The organism is Haemophilus aegyptius (genome assembly GCF_900475885.1).
Lineage (GTDB): Bacteria > Pseudomonadota > Gammaproteobacteria > Enterobacterales > Pasteurellaceae > Haemophilus > Haemophilus influenzae.
In genome coordinates this window covers 1736690-1749229 of sequence record NZ_LS483429.1, presented here as the reverse complement: position 1 = coordinate 1749229, position 12540 = coordinate 1736690, and the positions used below count along the sequence as shown (strand labels likewise).

General features: G+C 37.7%; 11 protein-coding genes, 1 other RNA gene and 1 riboswitch. Of the genes, 8 read left to right on the top strand and 4 right to left on the bottom strand.

Annotation, left to right across the window (positions count from 1 at the left end; genetic code table 11):
- Nucleotides 1-74: 74 nt before the first annotated feature.
- Nucleotides 75-740: a curli polymerization inhibitor CsgI-related protein gene (locus DQN49_RS09045; protein WP_006995827.1), complete on the top strand. Its 666-nt coding sequence runs from the start codon at nt 75-77 to the stop codon at nt 738-740.
- A 67-nt stretch (nt 741-807) separates the two neighbouring features.
- A complete protein-coding gene (gene yccS / locus DQN49_RS09040) occupies nt 808-2964 on the top strand; it encodes a YccS family putative transporter (RefSeq protein ID WP_006995828.1) in 2157 nt (718 codons plus the stop codon).
- 97 nt (nt 2965-3061) lie between these two features.
- On the opposite strand, the gene DQN49_RS09035 is transcribed toward yccS, so the two are convergent.
- Nucleotides 3062-3604, bottom strand: a complete 543-nt coding sequence (locus DQN49_RS09035) for a KdsC family phosphatase (RefSeq protein WP_006995829.1) — start codon at nt 3602-3604, stop codon at nt 3062-3064.
- 9 nt (nt 3605-3613) lie between these two features.
- Nucleotides 3614-4549, bottom strand: coding sequence for a KpsF/GutQ family sugar isomerase (locus DQN49_RS09030; protein ID WP_006995830.1), 936 nt, complete (start codon nt 4547-4549; stop codon nt 3614-3616).
- Nucleotides 4550-4719: 170 nt separating this feature from the next.
- Here DQN49_RS09030 and rnpB point away from each other — a divergent pair.
- The 5 genes from rnpB (at nt 4720) to moaE (ending at nt 7750) form a co-directional block, all read left to right on the top strand.
- An RNA gene (gene rnpB / locus DQN49_RS09025) (RNase P RNA component class A) lies at nt 4720-5096 on the top strand.
- Between the two features lie 234 nt (nt 5097-5330).
- Nucleotides 5331-5474, top strand: a riboswitch (molybdenum cofactor riboswitch).
- Entirely contained in the window at nt 5463-6476 is a 1014-nt protein-coding gene (gene moaA / locus DQN49_RS09020) for a GTP 3',8-cyclase MoaA (RefSeq protein ID WP_006995831.1), read from the top strand. Its footprint overlaps the riboswitch before it by 12 nt.
- A 91-nt stretch (nt 6477-6567) precedes the next feature.
- Nucleotides 6568-7050, top strand: coding sequence for a cyclic pyranopterin monophosphate synthase MoaC (gene moaC / locus DQN49_RS09015; RefSeq protein WP_005642378.1), 483 nt, complete (start codon nt 6568-6570; stop codon nt 7048-7050).
- Nucleotide 7051: 1 nt separating this feature from the next.
- Nucleotides 7052-7297 carry a molybdopterin synthase sulfur carrier subunit gene (gene moaD, locus DQN49_RS09010; protein ID WP_005684958.1) on the top strand — a complete coding sequence of 82 codons (246 nt, stop codon included), beginning with the start codon at nt 7052-7054 and terminating at the stop codon, nt 7295-7297.
- Nucleotides 7298-7750 carry a molybdopterin synthase catalytic subunit MoaE gene (gene moaE / locus DQN49_RS09005; protein WP_006995832.1) on the top strand — a complete coding sequence of 151 codons (453 nt, stop codon included), beginning with the start codon at nt 7298-7300 and terminating at the stop codon, nt 7748-7750.
- Nucleotides 7751-7804: 54 nt separating this feature from the next.
- Here the strand turns inward: moaE and DQN49_RS09000 are convergent, their stop codons facing one another.
- Nucleotides 7805-10456, bottom strand: a complete 2652-nt coding sequence (locus tag DQN49_RS09000) for a PqiB family protein (protein WP_006995833.1) — start codon at nt 10454-10456, stop codon at nt 7805-7807.
- Nucleotides 10440-11690 carry a paraquat-inducible protein A gene (locus DQN49_RS08995; protein WP_013527574.1) on the bottom strand — a complete coding sequence of 417 codons (1251 nt, stop codon included), beginning with the start codon at nt 11688-11690 and terminating at the stop codon, nt 10440-10442. The genes DQN49_RS09000 and DQN49_RS08995 overlap by 17 nt, the downstream gene beginning before the upstream one ends.
- Before the next feature lie 184 nt (nt 11691-11874).
- Between DQN49_RS08995 and proQ the strand changes: the two genes are divergently transcribed.
- Nucleotides 11875-12513: an RNA chaperone ProQ gene (gene proQ / locus DQN49_RS08990; protein WP_006995836.1), complete on the top strand. Its 639-nt coding sequence runs from the start codon at nt 11875-11877 to the stop codon at nt 12511-12513.
- Nucleotides 12514-12540: the final 27 nt, after the last annotated feature.

Here is a 12540-nt window from a genome sequence, read left to right as displayed (position 1 = left end):
GACTTTTTATATTTTCATTTTGGCTAATTTGGCATAACATAAGCGAGTATTTCATTTATACCAAAGGAGCAATTATGAAATTACGCGCTGTTGTATTAGGTCTTGCCACATTATGCGCAAGTACGGCAACTTTTGCTGGAATGGTTTCTACGTCATCTAACCTTGAGTTTTTAGCGATTGATGGTCAAAAAGCCTCTAAATCTCTCGGAAAAGCTAAGACATTTACTGTAGATGATACCCAAAGCCATCAGGTTGTTGTGCGTTTAAATGAAATTGTTGGTTCAGGATCGAATCAATCTCTTTTTGAATCTAATCCTGTGATTGTGACATTTAAAGGTAATGCTGAAGATTTGGTTATTTCCGCACCAGTTATTCGTAATCTTGATAGTGGCGATAAATTCAATCAAATGCCAAATATTACTGTGAAAACAAAATCAGGTAATGCTATTTCAGCGAAAGTGGATGTGTTAAAACAGGAAGGTTTATTCCCAACTGCTAATGTACTAAATGATCTTGCTGAATATAACGCGTCTGGTGCAACGGCATCAGTTTCTAAATTTACTGCAACAACTTCTGCTAATTCAATGGTTGCTGCTCCAGCAGGTAATGCAAAAGCGAATAAAGGCAAAGTGGTTGTTCAGGGCGAAAATGTTGCAGAGCAACAGCTCCAATATTGGTTCCAACAAGCGGATAAAGAAACTCAAACACGTTTCTTAAACTGGGCAAAATCCCATAAATAATGACCGCACTTTATACAATAAAAAGTGAGCCTTGTTGCTCACTTTTCTATTTTCATAAGGATTTGAAATGAATATTCGGTTAAATGCTAAAGTAATTTCTACAATTCCTGTTTTTATTGCCGTAAATATTGCGGCAGTGGGAATATGGTTTTTTGATATTTCTTCGCAATCAATGACTTTGATTCTAGGGATCATTGCAGGTGGTTTGGTGGATTTGGATAACCGTTTAACTGGACGATTGAAAAACGTATTTTTTACCCTTATTGCCTTTTCTATTTCTTCCTTTATTGTGCAGTTACATATTGGCAAGCCTATCCAATATATTGTGTTAATGACGGTGCTGACATTTATTTTCACTATAATTGGTGCCGTGGGGCAGCGTTATAGCACCATTGCTTTCGGTTCATTAGTGGTTGCGCTTTACACCACATTAACTTATATCCCAGAGGTAAATGTATGGTTTATTAACCCTGTAATGATTTTATGCGGTACTTTGCTTTATAGTGTGGTCGCTATCATTGTTTACCTATTTTTCCCAAATCGTCCCGTGCAAGAAAGTGTCGCTAAAGCGTTTTGTGCGTTGGGCGAATATTTAGATACCAAATCCTGTTTTTTTGATCCTGACGAAGTGGCTGAGATTGAAAAAAAACACCTCAATTTTGCAATGAAAAATACGAATGTTGTCACGGCATTTAATATTGTTCGCACCGCGCTTTTTTATCGCATTCGAGGACAACATCGCCATCCTCGTACTCAGAGAATGTTACGTTATTATTTTGCTGCGCAAGATATTCACGAACGCGCCAATTCTACGCATTTTGATTATCAACAAATAACGGAAAAACTAAAAAATACAGATTTGATTTTCCGTATTCAACGTTTATTAGAGCTACAAGCACAATCCTGTAAAGAAATTACGGCGAGTTTGCGTGAAAATAAACCTTATCATTTTAATGAACGTGTCGAACGATCCCTTTTAGGCACCTTGCATTCCTTTGAACTCTATCGAACACAACATCTCAATGATCAAGATGAACTGATTGATATTCAAACCTTGTTAGATAATTTACAAAGTATTAACTGGCAACTTCGCCAGTTGGGACAAGAAACGACGGATACAGAACAATTGGCTCAAATTCATACGGAACAAATCACTGGGTTAAAAAATATAAGTGCGGTGATTTTTAGCCATTTTACTTTTGAATCGCCGTTGTTCCGTCACGCAGTGCGTTTATCTATTGTGGTATTTTTATGTTGTGCAATTGTTGAATTTTTCCAATTTAATCTTGGTTATTGGATTTTATTGACCACTGTATTTGTGTGCCAGCCAAACTATTCTGCAACTAAAGTACGTTTGCGTCAGCGCATTATCGGCACGATATTAGGCGTAGTGGTAGGGTCTCTATTACCTTATTTAAATCCAACCTTAGAATTAAAACTGGGTCTTGTGGTGCTCACAAGTACTTTGTTCTTTTTCTTCCGTAGTAATAATTATAGTTTCTCGACCTTTTTCATCACACTACAAGTATTGCTCAGTTTTGATGTCATGGGATTTGATACGGCAGCCGCATTAATGCCTCGTTTACTCGATACTTTACTTGGTGCCGCGATTTCATGGTTTGCCGTATCTTACTTATGGCCAGATTGGAAATATTTGCAACTTGATAAAGTGAGTCATCAAGCATTGCGGAGTGATGCGGTGTATTTATTGCATATTATTAGTCAATTGCAATTTGGTAAAAGTGACGATCTTAAATATCGCATAGCACGTCGCAATGCCCATCAATATGCAGCCGCACTGAGTACAACACTTTCCAATATGAATAATGAACCAGTGAAATATAAGGCATATTTACAAAAAGGCTTTGATTTGCTCAAGCTTAATTATTCTCTATTAAGCTATATTTCAGCACTGGGAGCTTATCGAGACAGAATGAAAAATTTGCAACAGACCACACAATTTTTATCTGGTTTTTATCCTGTGGCAAAGAAAATTATCTATACTTTAGAACACATTGAAGAAATACCCGAAGCTATTTTTAACCAACAGCAAGAAAGTATCGAAACACATTTAAAAGAATTAGAAAAACAAGAGATGACGGCAGAAGAACGAGCGGTCTTTAGTTTACCGTATCAGCAATTAAATTTGATTACGCAACTTTTACCGCAGTTCTATGAGTATTTTAAGAAAGAGATAAACTGTCAGAGCGTGGGGGCGTTATAAAGATAAAAGTGCGGTTGATTTTTGAGAGATTTTAAAACACCTTGAAAATTAACCGCACTTTATTTTTTATTGAGCAATAACATTGACGAATGAGTTATTACTGTCCCATATTTTTCACTGATTTTAGGAAACCTTGGGCACTATCAAACACAGAAGATTTTCCCTGAGCTTGTAAAATCATGTCGGACATTTCTCGGAAGGCACCTTTGCCACCATTGGTAGAAAGTACATGATCAACAGCATTCTTCACATAAATAGGGGCATCAGCCACAGCAACAGAAGTTCCACAAACAGCAAAGGCGGGGAGATCTACGCTATCATCGCCAATATAAGCGGTTTGTTCGGCAGTGACGCCTGCTTGTTTCATCAGATCAAAACAAGCCGTTTCTTTTTCAAGTTTTCCAAGAAAGAATAATTTAATGCCAAGATCGGCAATACGACGACGCAAAATAGGGGAGTCTCGACCAGAAAGCACTGCCACTTGAATACCCGCATCCATCAGCATTTTTATGCCTAAACCATCGCGAACGTGAAAACTTTTGATGGCTTCGCCATTGGCGTCATAATGAAGTTGTCCATCGGTAAGCACACCATCTACATCAGTAATAACAAATTTAATGTTTTCTAATTTTTGTTGCATTGAAATTCCTTAGCTTGAAAATTCCACTAAACCCACAACGTGATTTTCATCATTAACAACGACTAGTGAGTGAATTTTTTTCGCTTTCATAAAGTCTTCTGCTTTGGATAAAAATTCGTCTTGATGAATAGTTTTTGGGGAACTTGTCATAAAATCTTTGGCTGTTTTATTCAGCGTTTCGGCACCATTGGCTGTAAGCGCGCGGCGAATATCGCCATCCGTGATAATGCCTTTAAGTTGCTTGTTTTCCATTACCAAGGCAACGCCCATTCGCCCTTCATTCATCGCTGTGAGGCAGTCAGTAAAATTGGTGGTGGGTAAAATTGTTGGTAAGTGAGTTTGCATTTGATCTTTCACTTTACATAATAAACGGCGACCAAGACTGCCACCTGGATGGAATTTGGCAAAGTCAGCTGGTTGGAAATTCCGTGCAGTAATAAGTGATACGGCAAGCGCATCGCCAAGGCCAAGTGTGACAAGTACGGAGGTTGTTGGTGCGAGATTATTCGGACAGACTTCACGCTCAACAGTTATATCTAGAACATAATCTGCATGGCGTGCAAGTGTGGAATTTTTGTTACTCGTCACGGCAATAATTTTATTACCGAAATTTTTTAAACTTGGAATGAGTTTATTGACATCATCGGTTTCGCCACTATAGGAAATTAACATCACAATATCAATTGGTTTTAACATACCTAAATCGCCGTGAAAGGCTTCTGTCGGATGTAAAAAGAAACTTGGTGTGCCAGTAGAGGCAAATGTCGCCACCATTTTTTTTCCGATTAACCCCGATTTTCCTATTCCGCCGATGACTAATCGTCCTTTGCAAGCAAGAATTAAATTTACGACTTGATTAAAATCTTCGCCTAAACGTTGGCTGAGTTGTAAAAGTGCGTTGCTTTCCACTGAAAGGGAATTCTGTGCAATTTGGAGATAGTTCATTTTTCTTCCTAAAAGTGCGGTTGAAATTGGCGTTATTTTAGCGGAATCATAAAAAAATACGAATGAAAAATTCGATGCAAGCGAGGCATTATTGTTTATAAGATTGACGAGCTATATCTAAAATTGGGGATTTTATTGACCGCACTAATGATTGCCCCTATACTACGCGCCGAGTTGGTTAGACAATCGCTGGTTTATTGAAGCCCTTAACCGTATTTATACGACCTAGTGGGACAAGTAAACGAGAGGAAAGTCCGAGCTACACAGGGCAGAGTGCCGGATAACGTCCGGGCGGCGTGAGCCGACGACCAGTGCAACAGAGAGCAGACCGCCGTGTAAACGGTAAGGGTGAAAGGGTGCGGTAAGAGCGCACCGTGCCGTTGGTAACAACGTGCAGCAGGGTAAACTCCACTCGTAGCAAGACCAAATAGGAATCCAATGGGTTGCCCGCTCAGGATTCGGGTAGGTTGCTTGAGCGGCAGAGTAATTTGTCGCCTAGAGGAATGATTGTCCACGACAGAACTCGGCTTATCGACCAACTCAAAATTTTTGTGGAAATAACCGCACTTTAGTTTGTTTTTCGGAATAGATTAAAGTGCGGTTATTTTTTGGGTAAAAATCATAATGAAAAGATCATCATTATCATTAATTTGTCGATCTCAAATTCATTATGTATTTTTTTATATAATTGATTTTTAAGAATTTAGGAAAATACTGATTTTCATTAATATTATTGATTGTGTTTATGAAGTGAAATCTTTTAGAATGACGACAAATCAAATTTAACGCATAACTCCGAGCTTGTTTAGCCTAAGTTTCACAAAAAAAATACGGTGGCAAGCCAATAACGCGGTACGTTATTCAGGGATACGCTGGAAACGGTTTATCCTCTCCATATTTAGAAAGGTGTAAAATGCAATCCATTCCTATCAAGAACGTGGGAGAGTCTCGCTTAGTCGATCCTTTCCAACGTCAATATTACTATCTACGACTGTCGATTACCGATCAGTGTAATTTTCGTTGTACCTATTGTTTACCTGATGGTTATCAACCCGAAGCTAACAAACCAAGTTTCTTAACCTTAAAAGAAATCACCCATCTTGCTCAAGCCTTTGCTGAAATGGGCACAGAGAAAATCCGTTTAACGGGTGGCGAACCGACTTTACGCAAAGATTTTATTTCTATTGCTGAAAGCATTGCTAACATTGATGGCATTCGTCAATTAGCCGTCACGACAAACGGCTATCGCATGGCAAAAGATGTGGCTGATTGGAAGCAAGCAGGGATTACGTCTATTAACGTCAGTGTTGATAGCTTAGATCCAAAAATGTTCCATCAAATTACAGGCATCAATAAATTTGATGACGTGATGCGTGGTATCGATCGTGCATTTGAAATGGGCTACAACAAAGTTAAAGTCAATTCAGTTTTAATGAAAAATCTGAATGATAAAGAATTTGAACAATTTCTCGCTTGGGTTAAAGATCGCCCAATTCAAATGCGCTTTATTGAGTTGATGCAAACGGGCGAAATGGATAGTTTCTTTGATAAATTCCATCTTTCAGGACAAGTATTAGCGGATAAATTGCTGAAAAATGGTTGGACATTACAGCATAAATCTCACACTGATGGTCCTGCTAAAGTATTCACGCATCCTGATTATGCAGGCGAAATTGGCTTAATTATGCCTTATGAGAAGAATTTCTGCGCAAGTTGCAATCGTTTAAGAGTGTCAGCAAAAGGTAAACTTCATCTTTGTTTATTTGGCGAAGAAGGCATTGAATTACGTGATTTATTGCAGTCGCACGAACTGCAAGGTATTTTACAGGCTCGTATTTTTGCCGCACTTCAAGGCAAACGTGAACATCATTATTTGCATATCGGTGATACTGGTGTAAGAAATCATTTAGCTTCTATTGGTGGCTAAAAAGCAAAGTGAGATGAATGGTAATATTCATCTGCTTCCTTTTGTCGCTTATTTAAAACATTCAATATTTTAACCGCACTTTTATTATATTATGACTACATTTACACATATCAATTCTCAAGGCGAAGCCAATATGGTGGATGTTTCTGCTAAAGCGGAAACTGTTCGTGAAGCTCGTGCCGAAGCCATTGTAACTATGTCAAAAGAAACTCTTTCCATGATCGTGGAAGGTAAACATCACAAAGGCGATGTATTTGCTACTGCTCGTATTGCGGGTATTCAAGCCGCAAAACGCACTTGGGAGCTTATCCCACTTTGCCATCCATTGTTACTTTCTAAAGTAGAAGTGAATTTAGAACCGTTACTTGAAACCAACCAAGTTCGCATTCAATCTCTTTGCAAATTAACTGGAAAAACTGGCGTAGAAATGGAAGCACTAACTGCCGCAAGCGTAGCAGCCTTAACCATTTACGACATGTGTAAAGCTGTGCAGAAAGACATTGTGATTGAGCACGTTCGCTTGTTAGAAAAGAGCGGTGGAAAATCAGGTCATTTTATTGCGGAGGAAAAATAAGATGTTAAATGTTTTATTTTTTGCTCAAACTCGTGAATTAATTGGCATTGATGCTATTCAATTAGAAGATAATTTTGCCACTGCGGAAGCGGTGCGTGAACACCTTGCTCAAAAGGGCGATAAATGGGCATTGGCACTGGAAAAAGGTAAACTTTTAGTGGCAATTAATCAAACCTTAATGCCTTTAGAAAGTGCGGTAAAAAATGGCGATGAAATTGCCTTTTTCCCACCGGTAACAGGGGGCTAAATGACGGATATTCAAATTGCGGTACAAGAACAGCCTTTTGATCAAAATGCCGTTTATCAATGGCTTTCTGAGTTACATTCGGTTGGCGCAACGGTTATTTTTGTGGGTAAAGTACGCGATCTTAATTTAGGCGATGCAGTATCTAGTTTGTATTTAGAACATTATCCCGCAATGACAGAAAAAGCCTTACGTGAAATTGTAGAACAGGCGAAAGCACGTTGGGATGTTCAACGTGTATCGGTAATTCATCGTGTTGGGCTTTTACAAACTGGCGATGAAATTGTTTTAGTGGGGGTAAGTTCCGCACATCGTGGAGATGCCTATCACGCCAATGAATTCATTATGGATGTTTTAAAATCTAAAGCCCCATTTTGGAAAAAAGAACAAACCAATCAAGGCGAGCGTTGGATTGAAGCAAGAGAGAGTGATAAAGAAGCATTAGAAAAATGGTAATAGCTTATCTGCACCCTAATTCATTAAGGTGCAGATTAAATATTTTCATTTATGTTATTTTGATAACGCGCCACTTCCCCAAGTTTGTACTTCTTCAGGGCGGTTTATTTGAAGCAAGAAACGTTTGTTGGGCTGCGCTTGCGGTTGAATTTCTTTTTCTGCTGGTGTGGAGAAAGAAATCCCACCTTTTAGCAACTGCTGAACGCTACCCGTATTAAATACCGCACCTTTCCAGCCTAAGCTAAAGTCGTAGCCTGATGCGATCCAAAATTCTGTGTTTTGTCGAACAAGATGGCTATATTTCGGCATAATGGCAATATGCACTAACACACGATCACCAAGACTATTAAGTTCAAATTTCTTCACTGTGCCAACTTCTACACCTCGATAAAGAATTGGCGAACCTTCACTTAAATTCATCGCATCACGCGTTTCTAAAATAAACGGCGTGCCATTGCTAAATTTATTACGCTGTGGTGCCGTTTGCGCTAAATTAAATTGTGTTTTTGTGTTTCCATTACCAATTTCAATATCAATATCAATATAAGGCTGTAATAAACTATCAAGGTTATCTATTCCGCCTGCCGAAATTTGTGGCGAGATTATCGTAAAATTAGCCCCTTCTTTTGCAATTATATTCATATAATTTGGATTTATTAGGGCTTTTGCAGTGATGCGTTTTGCTTTTGCATCAAGCTGAATACTGTCAATTTGCCCCACATCTAAACCAAGATAGCGCAGATTCATTCCTTTGCTAAGATTAGTTGCATCATCTGTGATTAACGTAATTACAAACCCAATGGATTTTGCATAACTTTCATTTGCATAAAGTGTTCGATTATTGCCCGAACCGCCATTATCAAAGCCAATTGCTCCTTTTAAGGAGCGTGCAAGTGGCGTTGCTTGAATACTAATGCCTTTTGGAGTTACATCTATTTTTGCTGCACTTTCTACCCAAAAACGGCTTTTATCTGTCAATAAATGTTGATAAGCAGGATAAATATAAATGTCTACATCAAAGTTATTTGTTTTAGGTTTAATACTTAAAATTTTTCCTACTTCAAATTGACGATATAGTACAAGAGAGCCTTTATCAATGCTTGGTAAGGTTTGGGTGTGTAAGGTTATCGTTCGCGTAAGAATATTTCCTGTGATGCCATGTTCAGCATTGCTGATATTTTGATAAAGCGGATAACTGGTTTTAGCTTTTCCCTGACCTTGTTTTGCCAGCACTCGAACGCCGCCTTGTAACCATTTTTCTGGTGTCGCGGATTCAAAACGCAATCCATCTAATCCAACGCTTATATCAAAATTGGTTGCTGCCACAAATTGTGTATCTTCGTGAATTAAATTGCGGTATTCAGAGGCAATTGCTGCTTTAAATTGTACGCCATTTACATCTATTGTTTGTGAAACAATTTGCCCAATTATCATATTGTTATAAAACACATTTTGCCCTTCGTTTACACCATAATTTTCTGGCGCAGTAAGGGTTAAAACTAACGTGTTAGGCGCATTGAGTAATAATTCATTTTCTTTAATCACGTTAAATTGATGTTTAGTTTCGCCGTCTCCCGCAATCACATCAAAATATTCGCCACGAAAGAATTTTTTTGGCTCTGATAAATTGCCAAGATCCATTTTTTTATTGCGTAGGACAATTTTGCTATTCGCTTTAAACAAAGAGGCTTGGTTTGGATCTATCAATAAACTGCCCTCTAAAATTTCATCGTTATTTTCTACCGCACTTAGCTTGGCGAGAATCCCTATAGCATTATCTTGAGAATAAACTTCCGTTTGCCCTGCAATAAGAGCGGAAGAGGCAGGAATTGTTACCTTAATTTCCATCCCACGTTTAGCCGCTTTTAAATTGGTATAGAGCGTGAAATGACTATTTTCATCTGCTTTTGGGCTGTCAGCGGGAGAGTCAAAAGAAACCGCCCCTTGTACAACGGCATTTAAACTTTCTACATTTAGGTTTAAGCCTGATGGACTAATGTTCGCGTTAATGCTACTAATATTCCAAAAGCGTGAATCTTTTTTCACAAACTTGGCATAGGCTTTATCAATGACCACATCTATTTCTACTTTACTGTTTTTATTAATACGGTAATCATAGATTTTTCCTACAGGTAATTTTTTAAAATACACAGACGCACCAATAGAAATCGAACCTAAATCATCAGAAATTAAGTGAATCAATAAATCTCCTGCGGAAACTTGTGCAATAGGGCCTTGTTCTTCTGCTATAAATTCATCTTCACGATCGCCATCACCCGGTTGAAGAGTAATGTAATTACCTGACACGAGAGAATCTAATCCTGAAATGCCAGCAAGAGAAACATTTGGTTGAACAAGCCAGAATTTTGTATTTTCACGCAAAATACTTGATGCTTCAGGATTGATATTGGCTACAACTTCCACTTTTTGCAGGTTATCAGTGAAATGAACTTCTTTTACTATGCCAATTTGTAATCCTTGATAACGAATTTGAGTTTTATCCGCAACGATACCTGAACCATTGGTAAAAGTAATCGTAATGCTAGTACCGCGTTCTTTCACAATTTGGAAGAATAAAATTGCCCCAATACATAATGCGATAAAAGGCAATAGCCAAAAAGCCGAAATGCGTTTGGTTTTACGTAAGTTCGCCGTTATTTCTTGATATTTTTCTTCTATTGAGGAGGAATTATTTTTCTCTGTCATAAATTTTCCAAATTAATTTGCTATCAAATTGTGAGGTGGAAAGCATAGTGCAAAATACGGCTGCACCAAAATAAAATGCGCCTGGCCCTACGGTAAAATTAATGATTTCTCCGCGTGTGACAAGCGACATCATTAAGGCTAATACAAATAAATCAAGCATAGACCAGCGTCCAACAAAATGTACTAGATGCAATAAACGCATTTGCCATTTAATAGAATGTTGCCATTTAAAATGCACGCAAGCAAGTAAGTAAAGCATAATAAAAATTTTGCTGATAGGCACGAAAATACTGGCAAAAAATACAACAAAAGCAACAAAATAACTACCTGATTTAACAAATGAAATAACCCCAGAAATTAAAGTATCTTCAGATAATGCGCCTGTTAAATAAATGCCAGATATAGGTAATATATTTGCAGGAAAAAGCATAATAATCCCTGCAATTAAGGTTGCCCAAGTTGCTTGTAATTTTAGCTTATCCGATGTATTAAGAGGCGATTGGCAGCGGGGACAACAAATCTTTTGTTGATGATCGTAATAGATAGATTTTTGCGTAAAGGTGTAGTGGCAAGCAGGACATAATTCAACAGCTTGTTTTGTATAAACTGAAGTGCATTCAGGATAAAATTCCTGCCATAAGGCGGAAAGATTAAGTTTGATAAAAAGCAACGTAGTTAAAAGTGCGGTAAAAATAAAAGGAATTAAATAAATATTAATTTCTAATGTTGCATATTCGCGTACTTTAAATATGGTTACTCCGAGTGCCACTAAATAAACATCAAACATTACCCAAGCTTTAATGTAACCAAGAAATAGTAAAACACTACGAGGTTTTATCTGAAAAATCTTAGCCAGCCAAAGCATAATCACTAAAAGTGCAAACGTAATCGGCATTACTACTGCACAAATAAAGATCATAAACGCAGTGTATTCATAACCACCCACTGCCATTTTCCAAATGCCATCCCAAATAGAGGCATCAATTTTAATACCCAATAAATGTAAACTTAATAAGGGGTAATTCAAGGAAAAAGGCATTAATATCAAAATAGATAATGCAATCATTGCACAACGATGTAATGACCACCTCGTACTACTTTCTAATAGATGATGACAACGTGGGCATTCGGCTTGTTCATTTGATTGAAGAATAGAAGGCACGTTAATGCAAGCATCACATTCTGTGCATTTTAAAATTTTAAATGGAGGCGAAGTTAGCTTTGTTTTAGGCACGCTTGTGGTCTTTCTTTATAAATCAAAAACGCGCCATTCTATCGTTGTTTTAACGTATTTGTGAAGTCTTGGCGTTATTTTTGTGTGAAATTTATTCAGCATAACGGGATCCGTTGTTAATTTTGTAAAAAGTGCGATAAACTAAGCAAATCTTTATTTTATTAATAGCCTCAAGGATATAACTATGACTGACATACAATTATCATCTCAAGTTACAGATGTGCAAACGGAAGTGCAAAAATTAACCAACGCAAAAGCTATCATTACTTATTTAGCAGAAAAATTTCCTCTTTGCTTTGTTTTAGAGGGCGAAGCAAAACCATTAAAAATAGGTTTATTTCAAGATTTAGCTGAAGCATTACAAGATGATGAACGCGTAAGTAAAACCCAATTGCGTCAGGCTCTTCGCCAATACACATCAAATTGGCGTTATTTATATGGCTGTCGTGAAGGTGCAGTGCGTGTTGATTTACAGGGTAATCCTGCGGGTGTATTAGATGCAGAACACGTTGCTCACGCTGCACAGCAACTTGCTGAAGCGAAAGCGCGTTTTGCGGAAAAACGTAAAGCAGAAGCTGCAGCTAAAAAAGCACAACAAAAAAAGCATCTGCGTAAACCTGCGAATAAAAACCTTAAAAAAGAGAGTAAATTATCACTAAGTGCGGTTGATTTTTCACAAATTTCTGTTGGTTCTGTTGTGAAAGTTAAAGCTGGAGATAATGCTAAAAAAGCAATAGTGGTAGAAGTATTAAAAGATTCAGCACGTGTTGAACTGGAAAATGGTTTGATTATGAACGTTGCTGCAGATCGTTTATTTGCTTAATAAATAAAAATTGACTCGGAAATGGTT

Bases quoted from the DNA above. Each gene is read 5' to 3' on its own strand.
- yccS (WP_006995828.1), top strand. From the start codon at position 808: ATGAATATTCGGTTAAATGCTAAAGTAATTTCTACAATTCCTGTTTTT.
- moaE (WP_006995832.1), top strand. From the start codon at position 7,298: ATGACGGATATTCAAATTGCGGTACAAGAACAGCCTTTTGATCAAAAT.
- proQ (WP_006995836.1), top strand. From the start codon at position 11,875: ATGACTGACATACAATTATCATCTCAAGTTACAGATGTGCAAACGGAA.
- DQN49_RS09030 (WP_006995830.1), bottom strand. From the start codon at position 4,549: ATGAACTATCTCCAAATTGCACAGAATTCCCTTTCAGTGGAAAGCAAC.
- DQN49_RS09035 (WP_006995829.1), bottom strand. From the start codon at position 3,604: ATGCAACAAAAATTAGAAAACATTAAATTTGTTATTACTGATGTAGAT.
- moaA (WP_006995831.1), top strand. From the start codon at position 5,463: ATGCAATCCATTCCTATCAAGAACGTGGGAGAGTCTCGCTTAGTCGAT.
- moaD (WP_005684958.1), top strand. From the start codon at position 7,052: ATGTTAAATGTTTTATTTTTTGCTCAAACTCGTGAATTAATTGGCATT.
- moaC (WP_005642378.1), top strand. From the start codon at position 6,568: ATGACTACATTTACACATATCAATTCTCAAGGCGAAGCCAATATGGTG.
- DQN49_RS09000 (WP_006995833.1), bottom strand. From the start codon at position 10,456: ATGACAGAGAAAAATAATTCCTCCTCAATAGAAGAAAAATATCAAGAA.
- DQN49_RS09045 (WP_006995827.1), top strand. From the start codon at position 75: ATGAAATTACGCGCTGTTGTATTAGGTCTTGCCACATTATGCGCAAGT.